The sequence below is a fragment of the Acidovorax sp. SRB_14 genome (genome assembly GCF_012932145.1).
Lineage (GTDB): Bacteria > Pseudomonadota > Gammaproteobacteria > Burkholderiales > Burkholderiaceae_C > Simplicispira.
On record NZ_MWOK01000024.1, the window covers coordinates 15,756 to 37,356 of the forward strand.

At 66.0% G+C, this 21,601-nt stretch carries 24 protein-coding genes; 20 read left to right on the forward strand and 4 right to left on the reverse strand.

All coding sequences use genetic code 11. From position 1 onward, the window contains the following. Positions 1 to 10: 10 nt before the first annotated feature. On the reverse strand, positions 11 to 871 hold the full coding sequence (gene motA, locus B2J86_RS15135; protein ID WP_169169169.1) for a flagellar motor stator protein MotA: 861 nt from the start codon (positions 869 to 871) through the stop codon (positions 11 to 13). A 437-nt stretch (positions 872 to 1,308) separates the two neighbouring features. Here motA and B2J86_RS15140 point away from each other — a divergent pair, with 437 nt between their 5' ends. The 5 genes from B2J86_RS15140 to B2J86_RS15160 all read left to right on the forward strand — a co-directional run bounded on the left by B2J86_RS15140 (position 1,309) and on the right by B2J86_RS15160 (position 7,059). Next, the gene (locus B2J86_RS15140) at positions 1,309 to 2,802 is read left to right on the forward strand and encodes a flagellin (protein WP_173026018.1); all 1,494 of its coding nucleotides are present in this window, start codon (positions 1,309 to 1,311) and stop codon (positions 2,800 to 2,802) included. Positions 2,803 to 3,087: 285 nt separating this feature from the next. Next, the gene (locus B2J86_RS15145; protein ID WP_173026019.1) at positions 3,088 to 4,557 is read left to right on the forward strand and encodes a flagellin; all 1,470 of its coding nucleotides are present in this window, start codon (positions 3,088 to 3,090) and stop codon (positions 4,555 to 4,557) included. Between the two features lie 154 nt (positions 4,558 to 4,711). Then, positions 4,712 to 6,157 carry a flagellar filament capping protein FliD gene (fliD, locus tag B2J86_RS15150; RefSeq protein WP_173026020.1) on the forward strand — a complete coding sequence of 482 codons (1,446 nt, stop codon included), beginning with the start codon at positions 4,712 to 4,714 and terminating at the stop codon, positions 6,155 to 6,157. A 177-nt stretch (positions 6,158 to 6,334) separates the two neighbouring features. Further along, entirely contained in the window at positions 6,335 to 6,757 is a 423-nt protein-coding gene (gene fliS, locus B2J86_RS15155) for a flagellar export chaperone FliS (RefSeq protein ID WP_173026021.1), read from the forward strand. Between the two features lie 2 nt (positions 6,758 to 6,759). Next, entirely contained in the window at positions 6,760 to 7,059 is a 300-nt protein-coding gene (locus tag B2J86_RS15160) for a flagellar protein FliT (protein WP_173026022.1), read from the forward strand. 353 nt (positions 7,060 to 7,412) lie between these two features. On the opposite strand, the gene fliE is transcribed toward B2J86_RS15160, so the two are convergent. Continuing rightward, complete coding sequence (gene fliE, locus B2J86_RS15165; protein WP_169633473.1) at positions 7,413 to 7,724, reverse strand: flagellar hook-basal body complex protein FliE; 312 nt, start codon at positions 7,722 to 7,724, stop codon at positions 7,413 to 7,415. Positions 7,725 to 7,900: 176 nt separating this feature from the next. On the opposite strand from fliE, the gene fliF reads away from it, so the two are divergent. The 13 genes from fliF (at position 7,901) to fliR (ending at position 18,813) form a co-directional block, all read left to right on the forward strand. After that, positions 7,901 to 9,583 carry a flagellar basal-body MS-ring/collar protein FliF gene (fliF, locus tag B2J86_RS15170; RefSeq protein WP_173026023.1) on the forward strand — a complete coding sequence of 561 codons (1,683 nt, stop codon included), beginning with the start codon at positions 7,901 to 7,903 and terminating at the stop codon, positions 9,581 to 9,583. Between the two features lie 30 nt (positions 9,584 to 9,613). Beyond that, a complete protein-coding gene (fliG, locus tag B2J86_RS15175) occupies positions 9,614 to 10,609 on the forward strand; it encodes a flagellar motor switch protein FliG (RefSeq protein WP_169170211.1) in 996 nt (331 codons plus the stop codon). Continuing rightward, entirely contained in the window at positions 10,590 to 11,336 is a 747-nt protein-coding gene (locus tag B2J86_RS15180; protein ID WP_173026024.1) for a flagellar assembly protein FliH, read from the forward strand. The genes fliG and B2J86_RS15180 overlap by 20 nt, the downstream gene beginning before the upstream one ends. Next, positions 11,326 to 12,726: a flagellar protein export ATPase FliI gene (gene fliI / locus B2J86_RS15185; protein WP_173026025.1), complete on the forward strand. Its 1,401-nt coding sequence runs from the start codon at positions 11,326 to 11,328 to the stop codon at positions 12,724 to 12,726. The genes B2J86_RS15180 and fliI overlap by 11 nt, the downstream gene beginning before the upstream one ends. A gap of 16 nt (positions 12,727 to 12,742) precedes the next feature. Next, complete coding sequence (gene fliJ, locus B2J86_RS15190; RefSeq protein WP_169633477.1) at positions 12,743 to 13,192, forward strand: flagellar export protein FliJ; 450 nt, start codon at positions 12,743 to 12,745, stop codon at positions 13,190 to 13,192. A 17-nt stretch (positions 13,193 to 13,209) separates the two neighbouring features. Continuing rightward, positions 13,210 to 14,412, forward strand: a complete 1,203-nt coding sequence (locus tag B2J86_RS18260) for a flagellar hook-length control protein FliK (RefSeq protein WP_254068146.1) — start codon at positions 13,210 to 13,212, stop codon at positions 14,410 to 14,412. 175 nt (positions 14,413 to 14,587) lie between these two features. Continuing rightward, complete coding sequence (fliL, locus tag B2J86_RS15200) at positions 14,588 to 15,166, forward strand: flagellar basal body-associated FliL family protein (RefSeq protein ID WP_206041461.1); 579 nt, start codon at positions 14,588 to 14,590, stop codon at positions 15,164 to 15,166. Positions 15,167 to 15,185: 19 nt separating this feature from the next. Further along, a complete protein-coding gene (gene fliM, locus B2J86_RS15205) occupies positions 15,186 to 16,190 on the forward strand; it encodes a flagellar motor switch protein FliM (protein ID WP_169170215.1) in 1,005 nt (334 codons plus the stop codon). Then, positions 16,180 to 16,623 (forward strand): flagellar motor switch protein FliN, encoded by a 444-nt coding sequence (fliN, locus tag B2J86_RS15210; RefSeq protein ID WP_169170216.1) that lies wholly within the window; start codon positions 16,180 to 16,182, stop codon positions 16,621 to 16,623. Before fliM ends, fliN begins: the two co-directional genes overlap by 11 nt. A 7-nt stretch (positions 16,624 to 16,630) precedes the next feature. Continuing rightward, the gene (locus B2J86_RS15215) at positions 16,631 to 16,981 is read left to right on the forward strand and encodes a flagellar biosynthetic protein FliO (protein WP_173026026.1); all 351 of its coding nucleotides are present in this window, start codon (positions 16,631 to 16,633) and stop codon (positions 16,979 to 16,981) included. Positions 16,982 to 17,069: 88 nt separating this feature from the next. Further along, positions 17,070 to 17,756 carry a flagellar type III secretion system pore protein FliP gene (gene fliP, locus B2J86_RS15220; protein ID WP_169633492.1) on the forward strand — a complete coding sequence of 229 codons (687 nt, stop codon included), beginning with the start codon at positions 17,070 to 17,072 and terminating at the stop codon, positions 17,754 to 17,756. Between the two features lie 10 nt (positions 17,757 to 17,766). Then, entirely contained in the window at positions 17,767 to 18,036 is a 270-nt protein-coding gene (gene fliQ / locus B2J86_RS15225; RefSeq protein ID WP_169170218.1) for a flagellar biosynthesis protein FliQ, read from the forward strand. Between the two features lie 6 nt (positions 18,037 to 18,042). Further along, the gene (fliR, locus tag B2J86_RS15230) at positions 18,043 to 18,813 is read left to right on the forward strand and encodes a flagellar biosynthetic protein FliR (protein ID WP_169633478.1); all 771 of its coding nucleotides are present in this window, start codon (positions 18,043 to 18,045) and stop codon (positions 18,811 to 18,813) included. A 33-nt stretch (positions 18,814 to 18,846) separates the two neighbouring features. Here fliR and B2J86_RS15235 read toward each other — a convergent pair whose 3' ends face one another. Together B2J86_RS15235 and B2J86_RS15240 are read right to left on the reverse strand one after the other, a co-directional pair. Beyond that, the gene (locus B2J86_RS15235; RefSeq protein WP_169633479.1) at positions 18,847 to 19,476 is read right to left on the reverse strand and encodes a response regulator transcription factor; all 630 of its coding nucleotides are present in this window, start codon (positions 19,474 to 19,476) and stop codon (positions 18,847 to 18,849) included. After that, complete coding sequence (locus B2J86_RS15240) at positions 19,473 to 20,579, reverse strand: response regulator (protein ID WP_173026027.1); 1,107 nt, start codon at positions 20,577 to 20,579, stop codon at positions 19,473 to 19,475. The genes B2J86_RS15235 and B2J86_RS15240 overlap by 4 nt, the downstream gene beginning before the upstream one ends. Before the next feature lie 137 nt (positions 20,580 to 20,716). On the opposite strand from B2J86_RS15240, the gene B2J86_RS15245 reads away from it, so the two are divergent. Together B2J86_RS15245 and B2J86_RS15250 are read left to right on the forward strand one after the other, a co-directional pair. Then, a complete protein-coding gene (locus tag B2J86_RS15245; RefSeq protein ID WP_169170222.1) occupies positions 20,717 to 21,163 on the forward strand; it encodes a hypothetical protein in 447 nt (148 codons plus the stop codon). Between the two features lie 50 nt (positions 21,164 to 21,213). Next, positions 21,214 to 21,576 carry a response regulator gene (locus tag B2J86_RS15250; RefSeq protein ID WP_169633481.1) on the forward strand — a complete coding sequence of 121 codons (363 nt, stop codon included), beginning with the start codon at positions 21,214 to 21,216 and terminating at the stop codon, positions 21,574 to 21,576. The last annotated feature ends 25 nt before the right edge of the window (positions 21,577 to 21,601 follow it).

The window sequence follows — 21,601 nt, forward strand, 5'->3', positions numbered from 1 at the left end:
ATCGGAGCGCTTACTTCTTGCCGCGCACGTGGCTTTCGAGTTCGACGAAGCTCGGCCGGTCGGCCGAGAAGAGCACCTTGCGGCCGAATTCGATGGCCGTAGCCGGGTTGTAGCCTTGCATGCTGGCCAGCAGCGTGGTCTTGATGCACTGCAGCTCTTTGGCCGCGTCCTCGGTCTTTTGCTCGACCAGGCCGCCCAGCGGCTCGACGATGCCGTAGGCCAGCAAGATGCCCAAAAAGGTGCCCACCAGCGCCGAGCCGATCATGCCGCCCAGCACCGACGGCGGCTGGCCCACGGAGCCCATGGTGTTCACCACCCCCAGCACGGCGGCAATGATGCCGAAGGCGGGCAGCGCGCCCGCCAGCCGCGCCAGCGCCGCCACGGGCGCGTGCGCCTCGTGGTGGTGGGTTTCGATCTCGCTGTCCATCAGCGACTCGATCTCGTGTGCATTCAGGTTGCCCGACACCATCATGCGCAGGTAGTCGGTCATGAACTCGATCACATGGTCGTCCGAGCCCACCGTGGGGTATTTTTTGAAGATTTCCGACTCGTGCGGCTCTTCCACGTCCTTCTCGATCGCCATCAACCCCTCTTTGCGGGCCTTTTGCAGGATGTCATAGAGCATCGCCATCAGCTCCATGAAGCGTGTCTTGGTGTACTTCGATCCCTTGAGTGCCATGGGCATGGCTTTCAGCGTGGCCTTGAGCACCTTGGGCTGGTTGTTGACCACGAAGGCCCCCAGCGCGCCGCCCAGAATGGTGACCAGCTCGAAGGGCAGCGCCTTCAGGATCACGGCAATGTTGCCGCCGTGCAGCACGTACATGCCGAAGATGCAGCCGAGACAAACGATGTAACCAATGATGACGAGCATGGGGCGATTCTGGCAGAGTCGTTTGCGCCCATAAGCGCGAACAGGGGTGGCTTGGACCGCCAGATTGCCCGGCTGGCGCATGCGCGCACGGTCAATGCTCTGTGGGACAGCAAGGGCCACAGCGGCGCGATTGGTGGTCTTTTTGGCCTTCAGCGCTTTATAGGTAAGCGCCAGCAGCTATCAAAACGATAGAGGTCGCGGCAAAACTCTCGGCCCGGAGATTTCGCTGCGCCGCACTTTAACTACAAAAAGTTACGTCAACCCTAAAGTTTGGAGCGTGCGGGTCCGATAACCCAAGCAACAGGGAACAAAAGCCCTGTCCCCGATGGCAAGACCAAAAACATGAGGTGGCCAACGGGTTGGGCAGCCAGCGTGGGCTGGCATTTGATACCGGCAGCAATGCCGCACGTTCGGGCTTTACACAAGGAGCTATCACCATGGCAGTCATCAACACCAACGTCCAGTCGCTCACCGCGCAGCGCAACCTGAGCACTTCGCAAAGCCAGCTCTCCACGTCCATGCAGCGCCTGTCGTCGGGTATGCGCATCAACAGTGCCAAGGACGACGCCGCCGGTCTGGCGATCTCCGAGCGCATGACCACGCAGATCAAAGGCCTGAACCAGGCAGGGCGCAACGCCAACGACGGCGTGTCGCTGGCGCAAACGGCCGAAGGCGCGCTGGGCACCATCGGCAACAACCTGCAGCGCATCCGCGAGCTGGCCGTGCAATCGCGCAACGCCACCAACTCCAGCGAAGACCGCGCAGCCCTGCAAAAGGAAGTTGCTCAGCTCAAGAGCGAGGTAGATCGCGTCGCCAAAGATACGTCCTTCAATGGCACCAACCTGCTCGACGGCACATTCACCGCCAAAGCATTTCAGGTGGGCGCCAACCAGGGCCAGCGGATTAACATTGACAGCATTCAAAATTCCCGCGTGGACCAGTTGGGCTCCTGGAGCAGCGTAGACAAGCCTGCTTCGGTCTATGGCGCGTTGGCTGCGACAACCCCAACTGCTGGGACTGGAGGATTTACTGTTGCCGCGCTGGGTCTTGGGGACGCTGCTGGGCAGTCTGGAGGAGCGATTGCCGCCTTCAAAATCAATGTGGGCGGTGTGGAGTTGGATGTTGCAGGGCTAGGTGCAAGTTCTGGACGTGATGTTGCTACTACACAGAACGCCATCGCTGGTCAAATGGCAGCAGCCATCAATGGTGCAAACATTGCAGGGGTGACAGCGACTGCTGGGGCTTCAGGTGCGGTGGCTGTGTCTAATGCATCGGTCAATGCATCCACGTTGGCAGTGGCGGGCTCAGCCATGGTCACGGCAGATAGTCTTGGTGTTCTGGCTGCAGGTAGTAACCATGCGGCGATTGCTGCGGGCGCTCTCAAGATCAATGGCCAAGACATCGTTGTGGATAAGGCCTATACCGACGCGGACCGCACGGCCCAGCTGGTCACCGCCATCAACAATGCGTTTTCCGATGGCGCGGTCAAAGCCTCGAATGTGAATGGCACGCTGGTGATGAAGTCCGATGCTCCCATCGTGATCGCTGGGAGTGCTCCGGCGACGGGCACGGGTTTGACCGCTGGAACGGCTGCCATCGTCGCCGGCACCGCACAAACCGGTTTTGCCAGCGTTTCGGTGGCCACCGCAGAAGGCGCAGACGACACGATCCTGGCCATGGACGCGGCGCTGAAGGCCGTGAACTCTGCCCGCGCCGACCTGGGCGCCATCCAGAACCGCTTTGAATCGGTGGTGTCGAATCTGGCGGTGAACAGCGAAAATCTCTCGGCTTCGCGCAGCCGCATCTTGGATGCCGACTTCGCTTCGGAAACGGCCAACCTGAGCCGCTCGCAGATCCTGCAGCAGGCGGGCACGGCCATGGTGGCGCAGGCCAACCAGTTGCCACAAGGCGTACTGGCCTTGCTGCGTTAAGCAAGGCGCAGCGGCAGCCCTGGGTTCGGGGCCGCCTTCCAAAAAACCGGGTTCACACCCGGTTTTTTTTCGCCCATTTTTTATGCCACTGGTGCATGGCGCCAAAAAGCTCGGGATTTCTACCCCTTATCGGGGCAATGCCGCCCGGCGTGCACTCCAACAATTGGCCATCCGGAAAACGTGGGCCTGCCCATGGCCTCCGGCCCCGAAGCCAGCATAGTTGCTGGCATTGCATGCGGCCACCGCAGTGCCGGTTTTCTGGCTTAAACCCGAGGAGCTATCGCCATGGCATCTGTCATCAATACCAATATCCAGTCGCTCACCGCGCAGCGCAACCTGAGCACTTCGCAAAGCCAGCTCTCCACGTCCATGCAGCGCCTGTCGTCGGGCATGCGCATCAACAGCGCCAAGGACGACGCCGCCGGCCTGGCGATCTCCGAGCGCATGACCACGCAGATCCGGGGATTGAACCAAGCTGGGCGCAACGCCAACGACGGTATTTCGCTGGCGCAGACGGCCGAAGGCGCGCTGGGCACGATCGGCAACAACCTGCAGCGCATCCGCGAGCTGGCCGTGCAGTCCCGCAACGCCACCAACTCGTCGGAAGACCGGGCCGCCCTGCAAAAGGAAGTCGCCCAGCTCAAGAGCGAGGTCGACCGGGTCGCCAGGGATACTTCCTTCAACGGCACCAATCTGCTCGATGGCTCCTTCACCTCGAAGGCTTTCCAGGTCGGTGCCAACCAGGGCCAGCGTATCGACATTGACAGCATCCAGAACTCTCGCGTGAGCGAGCTGGGCTCCTGGAACAGTGTCGACAAACCGGCCTCGGTTTACAGCGGTGCGATCGCGGGTGGCACACAAGCAGCAGGCGCCGGTACGTTGACTGCGGCCGTGGCAGTCGGGGCCGGGGCCAATGCAGTTGCGGCCTTCCAGATCAATGTAGGCGGTGTAGAGCTCCAAGTGGCCGGCGTCAGTGCGCAAGCCTTGCGCACTGACGCAGATGCAGAACTCGCGATCGCTGCCAACATAAAGGCGGCAATCGATGGCGCCGGCATTGCTGGGCTGTCCACGTCTTCTGCGGCGGGCGTAGTCACGGTAAACAATGCTTCTGTCAATGCCTACACTTTGTCGGTTGCTGGCGGCCCTGTGACGGCAGTCAACGTCACTGCAGGCACCAACCACGCGGCCATTACCGGAGCTGCTTTAACCGTCAACGGCCAGAACATCGTGGTGGGCACGGCCTATACCGATGCCGACCGCACGGCGCAGATGGTCACCGCCATCAACAATGCATTTCCCGATGGCGCTGTCAAAGCTTCGAACGTGAATGGCACGCTGGTGATGAAGTCCGATGCCCCCATCGTGATCGCCGGAACGGCTCCGACGGTGGGTACGGGTTTGGCGGCTGGAACGACTGCCATCGTTGCTGGCACCCCGCAGACCGGTTTTGCCAGCGTTTCGGTGGCCACCGCAGAGGGCGCAGACGACACGATCCTGGCCATGGACGCTGCGCTGAGGGCTGTGAACTCGGCCCGCGCCGACCTGGGTGCCATCCAGAACCGGTTTGAGGCGGTGGTGTCGAATCTCGCGGTGAACAGCGAAAACCTCTCGGCCTCGCGCAGCCGCATCATGGACGCCGACTTTGCCCAGGAAACCGCCAACCTGAGCCGCTCGCAGATCCTGCAGCAGGCGGGCACGGCCATGGTGGCACAGGCCAACCAGCTGCCGCAGAACGTGCTCAAGCTGCTGCAGTAAGCGCCGGGGCCGCGTCCAGCGCTCAAGCTGGGCGCGCAATGGCCGATAACATTCGATACAAGCTTGAAAGCTGGGTGCTCCGCGCAAACGGGGGCCCGGCCTGCTGGCATGGTCCGTGCACGGGGCCGCGCCAGCCCACTTACTGGAGACACACATGGCCATTTCATCCCCCGGCATTGGCAGCGGCCTGAACGTCAAGGAGATGGTCGCCGGCTTGGTGGCGCTGGAAAAGCGCCCGCTGGCGCAGTTGCAGACTACGGCTGCTAGCTTGAATGCGCGTGTGTCGGCTTATGGGCAGCTCAAGTCGCAAATTGCCAACCTGCAGGACCAGGCGGCCAAGCTGGCCAGCGCGTCCACCTGGGGCGCGATGTCGGTCACGTCGAGCAATGCCGCGGCCGTGTCGGGCGTGGCCACCACGGCCGCCTCTGCCACCGGTTTCAGCCTGGAGGTGAGCCAGCTGGCGCGCGCGCAGTCGGCCGGGTCGCCGGTGTTTGCGGCGGGCAGCGCGGTGGGCACGGGCACGCTCAAGATCCAGCTGGGCAGCTGGAGCAAAGGCGATTTCAGCAAGGATGACGATGGCGCGGCCGAATTTGCGCCGGGCGCTGCGGCCGAGGTGTCGATCGATATCACGGCGGCCGACGACACGCTGGCCAAGGTGGCGGCCAAGATCAATGCGGCCAAGGCCGGCGTGACGGCCACGGTGCTGCGCGATGCCTCTGGCGAGCGGCTGTTGATGCGCTCGACCGAGACCGGCGAAGCCCAGGGTTTTCGCATCCAGGCGAGCGAAGATGTTGGCGCGCCTGGCTTGGCGCGGCTGGGGTTTGATCCGCAGAACAGTGCATCGGGCCTGGCCTTGACGCAAACGGCGCAGGACACGTTGGTCACCATCAATGGTGTGCAGGTGGCATCGAAAAACAACACGCTGACCGACGCGGTCGAGGGGCTGACGCTCACTGTGGCGCAGGTGACGACGGCGCCGGTGGACGTGACCGTCAAGAGCGACAGCGCCGGCGCACGCTCGGCCATCAAGAATTTTGTCGAGTCGTACAACGCCCTGAGCAGTGCCATGGGCAGCATGACGAGCTACGACGCCAAGACCAAGACCGCCGGCACCTTGCAGGGCGACTCGACTGCCGTCAACCTGCAGTCGGCGCTGCGTCGCCTGGTGGGCGGCATGGGGCCGGGGGGCGAGGGCTTTGCGCGCCTGTCGGACGTGGGCGTGCAGTTCCAGGCTGACGGCACGCTCAAGATCGACGACGCCAAGCTCGACAAGGCGCTGGCCCAACCCGAAGCGCTGAAGAAGTTTTTCAGCGCGGACGAGGAAGGCACGGCGTCTGACGGCATGGCCGTGCGCATCAAGGAGTTTGCCGCCGGCATGCTGGGATCGGACGGCCTGTTTGCCACCAAGACCAAGTCACTCGAAGGCTCGGTGAAGCGCAACACCGACGAGCAGCAAAAGGTGAGCGACCGCGCCGCGCGCGCCGAAGCGCGCCTGCTGGCCCAGTACACGCGCCTGGACGCGGCCATGGGGAAGCTCGATGCGCTCAACAGCTACGTCTCGCAACAGGTCAGCCAGTGGAACAAGAGTTCCAGCCGTTGAGTTAAGGTGTTTTCGGGCTCTGGCGCTGATGGGGTAAGCGCTGGAAGCTATCAAAAAAGAAGTGAACTGGTGGCTGAAACAGCCGGTGTTTTGTGCTCTTGTCGTGCCCCTTAAATTTCTTGAGTTTGCGCCGCAGTTGCCGATATGAATAACAAGTAGCACATGAAGGAGCCGTTGATGTACACCCCCGTCAGTTCTCGCGCAGCCTCGGCATATCGGCAAGTGGGCGTCCAGTCCGGTGTCGATGGCGCCTCGCCGCACATGCTGATCAAGATGCTGTTCGATGGCCTCATCCAGTCGCTCAATGCCGCGCGCGGTGCGCTGCAGCGCGGCGACGTGGCCGAAAAGGGCCGCCAGATCGGCAAGGCCGTGCGCATTCTGGAAGAGGGCCTCAAGGGCGGCCTCAACCCCGCGCAGGGCGGTGACATTGCCCGCAACCTGGCCGCACTGTACGACTACTGCGTCGGCCGCCTGACCCTGGCCAACGTGCGCAACGACGCGGCGCTGGTCGAAGAGGTGGTGCGCCTGATTGCGCCGGTGGCGCAGGGCTGGAGCGAGATCGGTGGCGGCAGCGCCCCGGCGCAGGCGGCAGGAGCATGACCATGTCGCAAGCACTCATCGACTGCTACAAAGCCATTGAAGACAGCAGCCGCAAGATGCTGGAGGCCGCCCAGGCCAAGGACTGGGATGGCGTGGTGCGCTACGAGGGCGCCTGTGCGGTGCTGATCGAGCAGCTGCGCTTCCAGTCGCAGGAGCAGGAACTGCTGCCCGAGCACCGCAAGGAAAAGACCGTGATCATGCAGCGCATCCTGCGCAACGACGCCCAGATCCGCTGTCTCGCCGAGCCGTGGCTGACGCAGTTCGAGCACATGTTCGACGGCCAGCCGCAGGTGATGCACTGATACGGATTTGCCTTTAACCGGCTAACGACGTTGGCTCGCCTCGCCGTGCTAAAGCACTGTCTTCGGCTCCCCGCCTAGTTATCCAATTGAATGCAAATCCGTATGAGGCGGAGGGGCCAACCCTGCCACGGGGGGGCTGGGAAGCGGAAGTTTGAATGAAATAGGCTGCTGGCGCTTGCCTGGAAAGTGCCGGAAGCTATCAATCTAATAGTGAGGAGGCGATGGTCCCGCGCAGGACCACGCACCAGGGGATGGGCGCAATGCCGCAGTCTGGAATTTGAGCTAAATCAGGCTCTGGCGCTTGTGCGGTAAGCGCTGATAGCTATCAATTAAATAGCAATGAGGCGCCGGCCCTACACCTGCATGTTCATGATGTCGGTATAGGCCTGCACCATGCGGTTGCGCACGTGCAGCGTGGCCTGGAAGCCGATCTGCGCCTTCTGGATGGCGACCATGGTCTCCTCGAGGCTGACGGCGGGGTTTTCCATCTGCACTTCCTGCTGCAGGCGCGTCGAGTGGTTTTGCGCGGCGCTGACCGAGGTCAGCGCGCCCTTGAGCGCACCGGCAAAGCCCACGTCCTTCTCATCGTTCTGCGGCGCGGCAGGGCGGCGCACCAGGCTGGCGCCAGCGAGCGGGGTGGTGGGGCTTGAAATGCGCAGGTCCATGGCGGTGTGGTTCTACCTAAAGAGATGCGGCAATCGTAGGGCGCGCGCGCCCGTCCATCGCGGCGAACAGATGGCCAAATGCGCGGCTTATCCAGCGAACGTGCGGGGGTGCGTGCCCGAATAATCGAGTCCGGCACAAGGTCCCTGCCGTGGGACTGCCATACTTGGAAAGCCAGATGTCCGCAGTTGTCGATGCTCCTTTGATGAACCCTTCTGCCAGCCCCACATGGCTGCAGCGGCTGTCGGCGCTCGACCGGGCGCAGCGCATGCGCCTGGGGGCGGGCCTGGCCTTGCTGGTGGTGGCCGCCGTCGCGGCGCTGGTGCTGGGCCGCCAGCCCGACTACCGCGTGCTGTTCGCCAACCTGAGCGACAAGGACGGCGGCGCCATCGTGGCGCAGCTGTCGCAGATGAACGTGCCCTACCGCCATGCCGATGGTGGCGGCGCGATTTTGATTCCGGCCGACAAGGTGCACGACGTGCGCCTGCGCCTGGCTTCGCAGGGGCTGCCCAAGGGCTCGGTGGCGGGCTTTGAGCTGATGGAGCAGAGCAAGTTCGGCATGACGCAGTTCCAGGAGCGGCTCAATTTCCAGCGCGGGCTCGAGGGCGAACTCACGCGCTCCATCCAGGCGCTGTCGTCGGTGCAGAGCGCGCGCGTGCACCTGGCGCTGCCGAACCAGAACGGGTTTTTTCGCGAGCAGCAAAAGCCTTCGGCGTCGATCCTGGTGAGCCTGTACCCGGGCCGCACGCTCGACCGCGCCCAGCTCGCCGGCATCGTGCACCTGGTGGCGTCGAGCGTGCCCGAGCTGGCGCCATCGGCCGTGAGCGTGCTCGACGACAGCGGCAAGCTGCTGTCCAACCCGCCCGACGGGGCAGGTGCCGGCGGCTTTGACGCGCAGCAGCTGCAGTACGTGCAGCAGATCGAGCAGCAGTACACGCGCCGCATCCTCGACATCCTGGAGCCCGTGGTGGGGCGCAGCAACGTCAAGGCGCAGGTCACGGCCGAGGTCGATTTCAGCCAGACCGAGTCCACCTCTGAACAGCACCGCCCCAACCTGGGCGCCGATGCCAGCGCGGTGCGCAGCCAGCAGGTGGTCGAGAGCACCGGAGTGCAGGGCGCGGCGCAGCCCACGGGCGTGCCCGGCGCCACGAGCAACCAGCCGCCTGCGCCGTCGAGCGCGCCCATCAACGGCGCCAACCCGCCGCCCACGGCCGCGGGCCAGCTGGGCGCGGCTGCGGCTGGGGGTCGGCGCGAGTCGGTCACCAACTACGAGGTCGACAAGACGGTGCGCGTCACGCGCGGCGGCAGCGGCAGCGTCAAGCGCCTGAGCGCGGCCGTCGTCGTCAATTACCAGCCGGTGGCGGGGGGCAAGGGCCCGGCCGTCAACCAGGCCCTGCCGCCCGAACAACTCGCGCAGATGACGGCGCTGGTGCGCGAGACGATCGGCTTCAGCCAGGAGCGCGGCGATTCGGTCAACCTGATGAACACGCCTTTTCTGGTCGATGCCGTGCCGGCCGCCGACCTGCCGCTGTGGAAGCAGCCCGAGACGCTGGAGCTGGCGCGCAGCCTGGCCTGGCCCGTGGGGCTGTCGCTGTTTGCCGCCATCGTGCTGCTGGGCCTGGTGCGCCCTGCACTCAAGGCGCTGGGCAAGCCGCGTGCCGTCCCGGTGGCGGGTGGGCAACTCGATGCGCTCGAGGCCGACCAGCCCCAGCGGCCGGCCTTGCCGGCACCGAGCGGGGCGCAAGACCTGTCGCCGACGGCGGAGCAGCTGCGCCTGGACGAAGCCCGCGCCCTGGCGCGCAGCAACCCCATGGCGGTGGCCAACATTGTCAAAAACTGGGTCAACGGCGAAGCCAACTGACCCGCAACCTGTACCGGAAACTGCCCCACCATGGATGAGCAAGGACTCAACGACGCAGCCATCTTCCTGATGTCGCTGGGCGAAGAGGAGGCGGCCGAGGTGTTCAAGCACTTCTCGCCCAAGGAAGTGCAAAAGCTCGGCGAGACGATTGCGCGCATGCGCAACGTCTCGCGCGACAAGGTAGACCAGGTGATCAACCGGTTTTCGGGCGATGCGGCCGCGCAAAGCCTGCTGGTGTCCGACACCGGAAACTACGTGCGCGCGGTGCTCAAGCGCGCGCTGGGCGACGACAAGGCGGGGCTGCTGATCGATCGCATCCTGCAGGGCGGCGATGTCTCGGGCATCGAGAGCCTCAAGTGGATGGACCCGCTGTCGGTGGCCGAGCTGCTGCGCAATGAGCACCCGCAGATCGTGGCGGCCATCCTCGTGCACCTCGATTACGAGCAGTCCGCGGCCGTGCTGATGCAGTTTTCCGACCGCCAGCGCAGCGAAGTGCTGCTGCGCGTGGCCACGCTCGAGGGCATCCAGCCGACGGCGCTCAAGGACCTCAACGAGGTGCTGTTCAAGGTGCTCGCCGGGGGCGACAAGATCCGCAAGACCTCGCTCGGCGGCATCAAGGCGGCGGCCGAGATCATCAACCTGCTGGGCACCAACACCGAGTCGGTGGTGCTCGAATCGATCCGCAGCTACGACCCCGACCTGGCGCAGAAGATCATGGACAAGATGTTCGTGTTCGACGACGTGATCAAGCTCGACGACCGCGCCATCCAGACGGTGCTGCGCGAAGTGGCGTCGGAGACGCTGATCGTCGCGCTCAAGGGCGCGCAGCCCGAGCTGCGCGAGAAGTTCCTGGCCAACATGTCGAGCCGCGCTGCCGACGCGCTGCGCGAGGACCTGGAGTCGCGCGGCCCGATGCGCCTGTCCGAGGTCGAGGCGCAGCAGAAGGAAATCCTGAAGACCGTGCGCCGCCTCGCCGACGAAGGCCAGGTGGTGCTGGGAGGCGGCAGTGACGACAGCTTCGTCTAAAAATCGCTACGCCCGCTTCATCCCGAGCGAGGAAGTGGGGGACGTCACGCAATGGCGCTTTGGCGCGGTGGGCAGTTCGCACGCCCAACTGCCCGAGCTGGAGGCCACGACCGAGGCCGAAACCGCCGCCGATGCCGCCGCGCGCATGGCGCAGGAGGCCCTGCAGCAGGCGGCTCTGCAGCAGGCCAGCGACGACGCCTATGCGCTGGGGCTGCAGAAGGGCCGTGAGCAGGCCACGGCCGAATGGCAGCGCCGCATGGACGAATACGTCGCGGGCGAAGGCCAGGAGGCCGCACGCCGCCTCGACGCCGTGGTGCAGGCGCTTTCGGCGGGCCTGGACGCGATGCAGCAGCACATGGCGCAGGACGTGCTGCAGCTGGCCTGCGACATCGCGCGCCAGGTGGTGCGCCAGGAGCTGCGCAGCAATACCGACACCCTGCGGCCCGTGGTCGGCGAGGCGCTGGGCATGCTGGTGGCCGATGGCAAGCCGGCCACCGTGCGCCTGAGCCCTGCGGACCACGCAGCGGTGGCGGCGGCATTGCGCCAAGAGTTCAGCGCCAGCCCGGTGCAGTGGCTGGCCGATGCGGCGGTGCCGCCCGGCGGCTGCCAGGTCGAGGCGGCTGGCGCCGTGGTCGACGGCAGCCTGGACAAGCGCTGGCAGCGCGCCATTGCCCCGCTGGGGCTGGCGTCGGCATGGAGCAGCGCAGGGGACGGCGATGGCATCTGACACCCCCGACATGGCCACCGACTGGACGCGCTTCATGGCCGACGCGCGCGGGCGTGTGGCCGAAGCCGCGGGGCTGGAAACGCGCGGCACCCTGACGCGCCTCACGGGTCTGGTGCTCGAGGCCTCGGGCATCCGCGTCCCCGTGGGCTCGCAGTGCATGGTGCAGATGCCGGGCGCTGCGCCGATCCTGTCAGAGGTGGTGGGGTTTTCGGCCGACCGGGCCTTCTTGATGCCGGCGGGCGATATCCATGGCCTGTCGAGCGGCGCCAGCGTGGTGCCGGCGGCGCCTTATGTGCCTGCGCCGCGCCTGGGCGAAGCCTCGCGGCCCATCAACCCCATCGGCGTGCTGCGCCTGCCCATGGGCGACGGCCTGCTGGGCCGCGTGGTTGATGCGCAGGGCCTGCCGCTGGACCATGGCGGCCCGGTGCAGGACGTGGTGGCCGAACCCATGGACCGCCGCCAGATCAACGCCATGGAGCGCGACCCGGTGCGCGAGCCGCTGGACACCGGCGTGCGCGCGATCAACGCGCTGCTCACCGTGGGGCGCGGCCAGCGCCTGGGCCTGTTTGCGGGCTCGGGTGTGGGCAAGAGCGTGCTGCTGGGCATGATGGCGCGCTACACGCAGGCCGACGTGATCGTGGTCGGCCTGATCGGCGAGCGCGGCCGCGAAGTCAAGGAGTTCGTCGAAGACATTCTGGGCGCGCAGGACCGCGGCCGCGCCGTGGTGGTGGCGGCACCGGCCGACGCGCCGCCGCTCCTGCGCATGCAGGGCGCGGCCTATGCCACCGCCATTGCCGAGCATTTCCGCGACAAGGGCCAGCATGTGCTGCTGCTCATGGACTCGCTGACGCGCTACGCCATGGCGCAGCGCGAGATCGCGCTGGCCATCGGCGAGCCGCCGGCCACCAAAGGCTACCCGCCGAGCTGCTTTGCCAAGCTGCCGCAGCTGGTCGAGCGCAGCGGCAACGGCCTGCACGGCGTGGGCTCGATCACGGCGTTCTACACCGTGCTGTCCGAGGGCGACGACCAGCAGGACCCGATCGCCGACGCGGCGCGCGCGATCCTGGACGGGCACATCGTGCTCTCGCGTGCGCTGGCCGAGACGGGGCACTTTCCGGCCATCGACATCGAACAATCGGCCTCGCGCGTGATGCACAACGTGGTCTCGCGCGAGCATTTCGAGGTGGCGCGGCAGTTTCGCGCCGTCTATTCGCGCTACCAGAAGAGCCGCGACCTGGTGCAGGTGGGCGCGTACATGAGCGGCTCGGACCCGGCGCTCGACGAAGCCATCCGCCTGCAGCCGGCCATGGCCGCGTTCCTGCAGCAGGGCATGTTCGAGGCCGCGTCGATGAACGACAGCTGCCTGGCCATGGCCGACCTGTTGGGCTGAGAGGGAGGCGGTCGCCATGTCTTCCTTGAATGCACTGACCGTGGCCGTGGAGCTGGCGACGCGCCAGCGCGACGACGCCCTGCGCGCCTTGCAGGGCGCGCAGGGCGCGCACCAGGCAGCGCTGGACCAGATGGCGCAGTTGCAGGGCTATGCCGACGAAACGCAGAACCGCTGGGGCCTGCGCGCCAATGCCCAGGTGGTCCCCGAGGTGATGTACCACCACTACCAGTTTATGGACCGGCTGGGCCACGCCATGGGCTTGCAGACCACCGTGGTCGGGGACCACGAAGTGCGCACGCGCACTGCCCACCAGGCCCTGCTGGCGGCCGAGCTGCGCCTGGCCAGCCTGAAGAAACTGACCGAAAAGCGCCGCGCAGAGTGGGAGCAGCTACAGGCGCGGCGCGACCAGAAGCAAACCGATGAGCGTGCGGCCCTGCAGCGCCGCACCGCATTCAATGGCCCCTGAGGGCCGGAGCCGTGACCATGGAACAAAGCCGCATCTCTGCGCCCCCGGCGCACCACACCCAGCCGACCGCCCGCGCCAAGGCGGCGCTTGCGCCTGCCGTGCCCGACGATGCGGCCGCCGCAGGGGGCTTTTTCTCGCTGCTGGCCGCATTGGGGAAGGCCCTCTCGCCCGAGCCGGTGGCCCAGGACGCCACGGCGCTGGCCGCCGGTGACCCAGCGGCGGCTTTGGCGTGGGTGGGCACCGGACCGGGCCTGCCGCTGGCCGGGCGGTTTGCCACCGACCCGGCCGCCGTCGGCGCGGAGCTGCTGCCGGTCGGGGGGCTGGTGGCCCAGACCGCACGGCTCGATGCCGCCGCGGGGGCCCAAGGGGACGAGCCGGCCGAGGGGGCGGGCGCCGCCCTGGCCGGTTACCGGCGCATTTTTTCGCGCATGCAAAGCGCGGTGTCATCAGGCACTGAAGGCGCCAGCCGCGGGGTGGCCGCGCCGGGCATGGCCACGGCTGCGGGGGACAGGAAAGTCGCCACCGCCATGCCCTTGCCTGGCACGGCGGCGCTGCCGCCAGAGCGCCGCGATGGGGCTGCGGCGAGCGCTGATGCCATGGCCGCGCCACCGCGCGGCGCGCACGACCCGGGCGCCCCGCCGGCGCTGTGGCAAGCGCTGACGGCAGACACTGCGGTGCCAGGGCGCTCCGCGGCGCGGGGCGGCGAGGGCGCACCCGGCCAGGGCGCGCCTTCGTCCGGCCCTTGGGGCAGCGACTCCCCAGGCCCGCAAGGCCCTGCGATGGGAGAAAGCGCAGGCGTGGCCGCCGAGGCCGCGCAGTTCAGTGCCGAGGACGGTGTGGCCGAGCAAGTGGCCTACTGGGTGGGCGAGAACCTGCAGAACGCCGAGCTGACCGTGAGCCACGACGGGCAGCCCGTGGAAGTGAGCGTGTCGCTGTCGGGCAACGAAGCCCATGTCGCGTTCCGCAGCGACCAGAGCGAAACCCGCGAGCTGCTGGACGCCGGCGTGGCCCAGTTGCACGACATGCTGCGCAGCGAGGGGCTGGTGCTGTCGGGCGTGACGGTGGGCAGTTCAGGGGGGCGCAGTGCTCCAGACGGCGAAGGGCGCCCGTCCCGCGGGCAGCCGGGCGGGCGGCAGGGGCAAGGGCTGGTGGCCCCAGCGGCTGCGCCGGCCCGCGCTGCTGCAGGGATCACGGACAGGTCGGTCGACGTGTTCGTTTGAGCGGCACCCGCGCAGTGTGGCGGCAGCGCACCGCCGCACGGCGCGGTGGAATGCCGGGGGTTCGCAGGCCTATTCTGGCCATTGGGGGGCGCGGCATCTTCAATAATGGAGCCTTCCAAACCGCTTGCAACCCCTGGCTGCAAGCCACACCGCACCCGCCGCAAGGAATCTCAACGTGTCCACCCAAGCTGCAGCCTCCGAGGCTGCCAAGACCCCGGCCAAGGGCAAAAAGCTGATCCTCATCGTCGCTGCCGTGGTGGTGGCCCTGCTGGTGGCTGCGGGCGCCACCATGGCCTGGGTGGTGTCGAGCCGCGCCTCGGCGGACGAGTATGGCGACGAAGAGGTACAGAAGAAGGCCGCTCCCGCCGTGGTACCGACCTTCCTGCCGATGGACACGCTGGTGGTCAACCTGGCAGACGCCGGCGGTGAGCGATTCGCCCAGATCGGCATCACGCTCGAACTGGAAGACTCTAAGACCTCCGATCTGGTTAAACAGCACATGCCGAGCATCCGCAGTGGTGTGTTGATGCTGGTGTCACAGCGCACCTCCGATGAGTTGCTGAGCCGCGAAGGCAAGGAAAAGCTGGCTGCGGACATCCTGCAGGAAGTTGCCCGGCCCCTGGGCTTCAAAGGTGCGGCCGAGGCACGCCGCGAGGGCGGCGACAGCGACGACGAGCGCCGGTCGGCCAAGCGCCGCAAGGAGGCGGCCCATCCGGTGCGGCAGGTGCTTTTTTCCAGCTTCATCATCCAGTAGGTTGCACGAGGGCTGAGCCATGAGCGAATCATTTCTGTCGCAAGAAGAAGTCGATGCCCTGTTGGAGGGGGTGACGGGCGAGAGCCAGAAGACCGTCGAGGAAGTGCACGAAGCGGGGGAAGTGCGCAGCTACGACATCTCCAGCCAGGAGCGCATCGTGCGCGGCCGCATGCCGACGATGGAGATCGTCAACGAGCGCTTTGCGCGCAATTTCCGCATCGGCCTGTTCAATTTCATCCGCCGCAGCCCCGAGATCTCGGTGGGCACGGTGTCCGTGCAGCGCTACAGCGCCTTCCTGCGCGAGCTGGCGGTGCCGACCAACTTCAACATCGTCGCCATCCGGCCGCTGCGCGGCAGCGGCCTGATCGTGTGCGAGCCCTCGCTGGTGTTTGGCATCATCGACACGCTCTTTGGCGGGGCGGGCAAGTTCCAGACCCGCATCGAAGGGCGGGACTTTTCGCCTACCGAGCAGCGCGTCATCAACCGCCTGGTCGATGTCATCTGCACCGAATACAAAAAGGCGTGGCAGGGCATTTACCCGCTGGAGCTCGAATACCAGCGTTCGGAAATGCAGCCGCAGTTCGCCAACATCGCCACGCCCAGCGAAATCGTGGTGTCGACCGCGTTCCAGCTCGAAATCGGCGATCTGTCGGGCGCAGTGCACATCTGCATGCCCTATGCCACGCTGGAGCCGATCCGCGATGTGCTGTATTCGTCCACGCAGGGCGACTCGATCGAGGTCGACCGGCGCTGGGTGCGCGTGCTGACGCGCGAGATCCAGGCGGCCGAGGTCACGCTGGTGGCCGAGCTCGCGCGCGCCGACGCCACGGTGGAGCAGCTGCTGTCGATGAAACCTGGCGACTTCATTGAATTGGACCGGGAGCCGCGCATCCGCGCCTCGATCGGCGGGGTGCCGGTGTTTGAGTGCCAGTACGGCACGCACAACGCCAAATACGCCATTCGCATTGAAGAATGTCTGCGCAATTCAGACCTGAGCTGGATGGGAGAAAAGAATGTCAACTGAAGACCATGCCAACAACAACGATGCCGCGGCGGACGACCCGTTTGCGGGCTGGGCCGAAGCGCTCGAAGAGCAAAAACAGAGCGACGGCAAGCCCGTCGACGCCGAGCAGGGCGGGCCGCTGAGCGGCGAGCCGGTGCGGCCATTCGCCAGCGGGGGCGACGCGCCCGTGAACGACATCAACATGGTGCTCGACATCCCGGTGCAGCTGTCGGTTGAGCTGGGACGCACCAAGGTCCCAATCAAGTACATCCTGCAACTGGCCCAGGGCTCGGTGGTCGAGCTCGACGCCCTGGCGGGGGAGCCCATGGACGTGCTGGTCAACGGCTACCTGATCGCGCAGGGCGAGGTGGTGGTGGTGAACGACAAGTTCGGCATTCGCCTGACCGATGTGGTGACGCCGTCCGAGCGGCTGCGGCGGGTCAGCCGTGGGTGAGGGCAGCATGGCACAGACCTTGGGATTGGTGGTGCTGTTCGTCGCCGCCATGGCCGCGCTGCCGTGGCTGATCCGGCGTGTGCAGCAGCGCCAGGCGCAGGGAGCGGGGTCGGCCGGCACCGCCGCGCGCGTGCTCTCGGCCGTGGCGGTGGGCCCCCACCAGCGCGTGGTGACCGTGGAAGTGGGGCCGGAAAATGCCCGCACGTGCCTGGTGCTGGGCGTGACGGCGCAGCAGGTCAGCTGCCTGCACGTGCTGGCCGTGCCCACGGCACCTGCGGTGGTGTCCGCCCCCAGCTTCGCAAAGGAAATGGCGGCTGCCAGCGGGCCGACGACGCCAGCGGCGGCTTCCCATGAATAAGCGCTGCGGGTTTTTGCAGCGCGTGCGCGTGCCTGGCTGGGTCCGAGCCGCGCTGTTGCTGGGCCTGGTGGCGGGCCACTCGCCCGCCATGGCACAGGCGGCCGGGTCGCTTCCGCTGCTGGTGGGGTCGGGCAGTGGGGGCACGAACTTCTCGGTGCCCATACAGACCCTGCTGTTCTTCACGGCACTGTCGTTCCTGCCGGCGGTGCTGCTGATGATGACCGGGTTCACGCGCATCGTGATCGTGCTGTCGCTGCTGCGCCAGGCCATCGGCACGCAGTCTGCGCCGCCCAACCAGGTCATCATCGGTTTGTCGCTGTTTCTCACCGTGTTCGTCATGGGGCCCACGCTCGACCGGGTCTACCAGGACGCCTACCTGCCCTACACCACCAACGCCATCGGCTTCGAGCAGGCGCTCGAGAAGGCCGAGGCGCCCATGCGGCAGTTCATGCTCAAGCAGACCCGCCAGTCCGACTTCGCGCTGTTCGCCCGCCTGGCCAAGCTCGACGCTGCCACCACGGCCGACACCGCACCGCTGCGCGTGCTGGTGCCCGCCTTCGTCACCAGCGAGCTCAAGTCGGCGTTCCAGATCGGGTTCATGATCTTCATTCCCTTCCTGGTCATCGACATGGTGGTCTCCAGCATCCTGATGTCGCTGGGCATGATGATGCTGTCGCCGGTGCTGGTGGCCCTGCCGTTCAAGCTGATGCTGTTCGTGCTGGCCGACGGCTGGAACCTGCTGATCGGCTCGCTCGCGGCGAGCTTTGTCACCTAGGAGTGCGCGCATGACGTCGCAAATGGTTCTGACGATCGGGCGCGATGCCCTGACCCTGCTGCTCATGATCGCCATGCCCGTGCTCGGTGTGGTGATGGCGGTGGGTCTGCTGGTCAGCATTTTCCAGGCCGTGACGCAGATCCACGAGGCCACGCTGGCTTTCGTGCCGAAGCTGATCGCGGCAATGGTGGTGTTTGCGATTGCTGGCCCTTGGATGCTCAGCACGCTGGTGGATTTCATCCGCCGCACCATCTTGTCGATCCCATCGATGGTCGGCTAGTCCTTTGTGATCACGTTCTCCGAGGCGCAGCTGGTGGCCTGGTTGTCGCCCATCCTGTGGCCGTTTCTGCGTGTGCTGGCGGTGTTCTCCTCGGCGCCGCTGTTTTCGATGCGTGTCATCCCCATGCGCACCAAGATCGGCCTGGCCTTTTTGGTGGCGCTGTGCGCGCAGGCCATGCTCGAAGGGCAGTCCGTCGTGGCACTCAACGGGCCCGGTGCGCTGGGTGCAGTGGCCCAGCAGGTGGCAGTGGGCCTGGCCCTCGGGTTTGCCGTGCGGCTGGTGTTCGCGTCGGTGGAGCTGGCCGGCGAGGTGATCGGATTGCAGATGGGCCTGAATTTCGCCTCGTTCTTCGATCCGGCCAGCAATGCCCAGGTCAGCGCCGTGGCGCGTTTCTTCGGGCAGATGGCCATGCTGCTGTTTGTGGTGGTCAATGGCCATCTGATGGTCTTGATGGCGGTGGTCAAGAGCTTTGACGCGTTCCCGGTGGATGGTCATTTTCTCCGCGCCTTGGCGCAGATGCGGCTGCACGAGCTGGGCACCTCGCTGTTTGCCAGCGCCCTGTGGATGGCCCTGCCCATGGTGGCCCTGCTGCTGTTTGTGAACCTGACCCTGGGCATCATTTCGCGCGTGGCACCGCAGATGAACATCTATGCGGTGGGCTTTCCGGTGACGCTGACGGTGGGGCTGCTGGGCATTGCCGCCACGCTGCCGATGATGGAGCAACCTGTCCTGGCCTTGATGCAGCAGGCGATCGACCTGTTCGCGTCGCAGCGCTGACGGGCCAGGCGCCTGCCGCAGCGGCTGCTGCGCTTAGACGAGCTCGTTGCGGATGGCGTACACCGTCAATTCTGCGTTGTTGGTGAGTTTGAGTTTTTCGAGCACGCGAGAGCGGTACACGCTCACGGTCTTGGGGCTCAGCATCAGCTCTTCGGCGATGTCGGACAGGCGCTTACCGGTGGCAATTTTCAACAGGGTCTGGAGCTCGCGCTCCGACAGCGCCGCATGTGCGGATTCCGACTCGGGCTCGGACACGCTATGCGCCAGCATCTGCGCCACCTCGGCGGTCAGGTATTTGCGCCCCTGCACCAGGGTATGCACGGCCGCCACCAGCTCGACGGGATCGGATGCCTTGTTCGCGTAGCCTTGTGCGCCCGCGCGCAGGCAGCGCACGGCGTACTGGTCCTCGGGGTACATCGACACCACGAGCACCTTGATCTCGGGGTGCGTCTCGCGCACGCTGGCCAGCACTTCGAGGCCGCTGCGCCCGGGCAGGTTCAGGTCCAGCAGCAGCACCTCGCAGGCACCGCCGCGCAGCACCTCGCGCAGCTCCGAATAGCTCCCGGCCTCGCCGGTGACCTGGATGTCGGGCGCTTCCTCCAGCGTATCGCGGATACCGCGGCGCACCAGGGCATGGTCATCGCATAGCACCACTTGAATCAAGGCTCGTCTCCTGTTGTGCGGACCCGCGATGGTAGCGGGACCGACAGGATCACCGACGTTCCCTTGCCGGGCTGGCTGCTGATGTCCAGCCAGCCTTGGACGGTGCGCGCGCGCTCCTGCAGGCCGCGGATGCCGAAGGCTTTGGGTTTGTCGCGCGCTGCCGGGTCCATGCCGCAGCCGTCGTCCCAGACTTCGAGCGTCAGCATGCCTTCGGTGTCCGCCAGGTCCATGCGGACCTGGCGTGGCGCGGCGTATTTGGAGACATTGGTCAGGGCCTCCTGGGCGGTGCGGTAGGCCACAAGCTGCACATCGTCGGGCAAAGCCATGCGGGGCGCGCTCGTGCGCACCTGGGTGGGCACACCGGTGCGCCGCTCGAAGCTGTCGGCCAGCCACTGGACTGCTGCGACCAGGCCCTGGTCGAGGATGGGGGGGCGCAGGTCCATCATGATGCGCTGGCTGGCCCCAATCGCATGCTGCAGCATCGCTGTGGCGGCCTGAGCATGGTGGCGCACGCCGTCTTCGGTGGTGTGGCGAGCGATCCAGGCCAGATCGAACCGGATGGCCGTGAGCGCGCCGCCGATGTCGTCATGGATCTCCCGCGCGATCGACGCACGCTCCTGTTCAATGGAGCTTTGCAGGTGCTCGGCCAATTCGGCCAGCCGCTGTTGCGAGGCGGCGAGTTCACGCGCGGCGAGCTCGCGCGCAAGCCGCGCCTGGTGGACCTCGCAGGCCCGGGAGATGACGTGCGGCAGGCGCGCCATATCGTCCTTGAGGACATAGTCCGCGATGCCCAACCGCATGGCATCCACGGCAGCCGCTTCGCCAATGGCGCCGGACAGCAAGATGAAGGGGGGGTGCGACGGCTGTTGCGAAACCTGCTGCCAGGCGTCGAGTGCCGTGAATCCCGGCAAGCGGTAGTCGGCGAGGATCAGATCAAACCCGCCCTGGGAGGCGCAGCGCGTGAACGACTCCAAGGTGTCCACCTGCTGCATCGTGAAAGCCATGCCAGCACGGCGTAGGGCGATCGCTGTCAGCGCATGGTCCGCCGGTGAATCTTCCAGATGCAGGATTTGCAGGGGGTGGTCTGGCGCGGCGGTGACCATAGGGGCGGTATCATAGGATACAAATTGGAACAAACTGAGGTGGGTATTCGTGAGAGCGATAGAACGGCCACCGCTTCCCGGGGCTACGAATCAAGGCTTGCAAGGCGTGTAAAGCGGCCTGCAGCGATGGAGAAACGATGCAATCAATGCTAACAAGATCTGGTGGCCCGGGAGTGCAGGTGCCTGTCATGGTGGCGGCGGAATTGCAGGATTCCCTGCTCGTTGTCATGCACGACCTGCAGCGCCTCGAAGGACTGCTGAGCCAGGCCACCGACAAGCTGCTGGACCATTTTGGTGCCGCCAACGCGACCTTGACCGAAGCGGTGGTCGGTGACTGTGCAGAGCTGGCTGCCGTGCGCGCCGCCCTGCGGGCGGCGGTGACGGAGCTGCAATTCCAGGACATGGCCTCGCAGCTGATCTGGCACACGACCAAGGTGCTGCAAGGCTGTGCGTTTCGGCTGGCGGCCGAGACCATGGGCACGGACGAGGGGGAAGAGGCTGCGCCCTTTGCGGACATGGCGCCCGACCGGCCCAATCCCGTGACCCAAAGCGAGATGGATGCCGGTTCGATCGACCTTTTTTGACGAATCGCTGCGCTGGTTAACCTATATATTCAAGTGAGTTGGAGCTTTACATGCAATCGATCCTCGCCGTTGATGACTCTCCGTCCATGCGCAAGATGGTGTCTTTCACCCTCACCGGTGCCGGCTACCACGTAGTCGAGGCGGTGGATGGCGAGGACGCGTACGAAAAAGCGCAGAGCCACAGCATCGATCTCGTGCTGGCCGACCAGAACATGCCGCGCCTCGACGGCATCGGCCTGACCCGCAAGCTGCGCGAGCACCCCAAGTTCAAGACCGTTCCCATCTTGATCTTGACCACCGAATCCAGCGACCAGATGAAGCAGGCAGGCCGCAGCGCCGGTGCCACGGGCTGGCTGGTCAAACCCTTCGACCCCACCAGGCTCATTGAAGTGATTCGGAAAGTGATCCGTTGAGCGCCATGGCCCAGGACAGCAAGTA

What these genes read in the sequence shown, in the direction of transcription:
- motA (WP_169169169.1), bottom strand. Translation starts at nt 871, where the DNA reads ATGCTCGTCATCATTGGTTACATCGTTTGTCTCGGCTGCATCTTCGGC.
- B2J86_RS15140 (WP_173026018.1), top strand. Translation starts at nt 1,309, where the DNA reads ATGGCAGTCATCAACACCAACGTCCAGTCGCTCACCGCGCAGCGCAAC.
- B2J86_RS15145 (WP_173026019.1), top strand. Translation starts at nt 3,088, where the DNA reads ATGGCATCTGTCATCAATACCAATATCCAGTCGCTCACCGCGCAGCGC.
- fliD (WP_173026020.1), top strand. Translation starts at nt 4,712, where the DNA reads ATGGCCATTTCATCCCCCGGCATTGGCAGCGGCCTGAACGTCAAGGAG.
- fliS (WP_173026021.1), top strand. Translation starts at nt 6,335, where the DNA reads ATGTACACCCCCGTCAGTTCTCGCGCAGCCTCGGCATATCGGCAAGTG.
- B2J86_RS15160 (WP_173026022.1), top strand. Translation starts at nt 6,760, where the DNA reads ATGTCGCAAGCACTCATCGACTGCTACAAAGCCATTGAAGACAGCAGC.
- fliE (WP_169633473.1), bottom strand. Translation starts at nt 7,724, where the DNA reads ATGGACCTGCGCATTTCAAGCCCCACCACCCCGCTCGCTGGCGCCAGC.
- fliF (WP_173026023.1), top strand. Translation starts at nt 7,901, where the DNA reads ATGTCCGCAGTTGTCGATGCTCCTTTGATGAACCCTTCTGCCAGCCCC.
- fliG (WP_169170211.1), top strand. Translation starts at nt 9,614, where the DNA reads ATGGATGAGCAAGGACTCAACGACGCAGCCATCTTCCTGATGTCGCTG.
- fliI (WP_173026025.1), top strand. Translation starts at nt 11,326, where the DNA reads ATGGCATCTGACACCCCCGACATGGCCACCGACTGGACGCGCTTCATG.
- fliJ (WP_169633477.1), top strand. Translation starts at nt 12,743, where the DNA reads ATGTCTTCCTTGAATGCACTGACCGTGGCCGTGGAGCTGGCGACGCGC.
- B2J86_RS18260 (WP_254068146.1), top strand. Translation starts at nt 13,210, where the DNA reads ATGGAACAAAGCCGCATCTCTGCGCCCCCGGCGCACCACACCCAGCCG.
- fliM (WP_169170215.1), top strand. Translation starts at nt 15,186, where the DNA reads ATGAGCGAATCATTTCTGTCGCAAGAAGAAGTCGATGCCCTGTTGGAG.
- fliN (WP_169170216.1), top strand. Translation starts at nt 16,180, where the DNA reads ATGTCAACTGAAGACCATGCCAACAACAACGATGCCGCGGCGGACGAC.
- B2J86_RS15215 (WP_173026026.1), top strand. Translation starts at nt 16,631, where the DNA reads ATGGCACAGACCTTGGGATTGGTGGTGCTGTTCGTCGCCGCCATGGCC.
- fliP (WP_169633492.1), top strand. Translation starts at nt 17,070, where the DNA reads ATGGCACAGGCGGCCGGGTCGCTTCCGCTGCTGGTGGGGTCGGGCAGT.
- fliQ (WP_169170218.1), top strand. Translation starts at nt 17,767, where the DNA reads ATGACGTCGCAAATGGTTCTGACGATCGGGCGCGATGCCCTGACCCTG.
- B2J86_RS15240 (WP_173026027.1), bottom strand. Translation starts at nt 20,579, where the DNA reads ATGGTCACCGCCGCGCCAGACCACCCCCTGCAAATCCTGCATCTGGAA.
- B2J86_RS15245 (WP_169170222.1), top strand. Translation starts at nt 20,717, where the DNA reads ATGCAATCAATGCTAACAAGATCTGGTGGCCCGGGAGTGCAGGTGCCT.
- B2J86_RS15250 (WP_169633481.1), top strand. Translation starts at nt 21,214, where the DNA reads ATGCAATCGATCCTCGCCGTTGATGACTCTCCGTCCATGCGCAAGATG.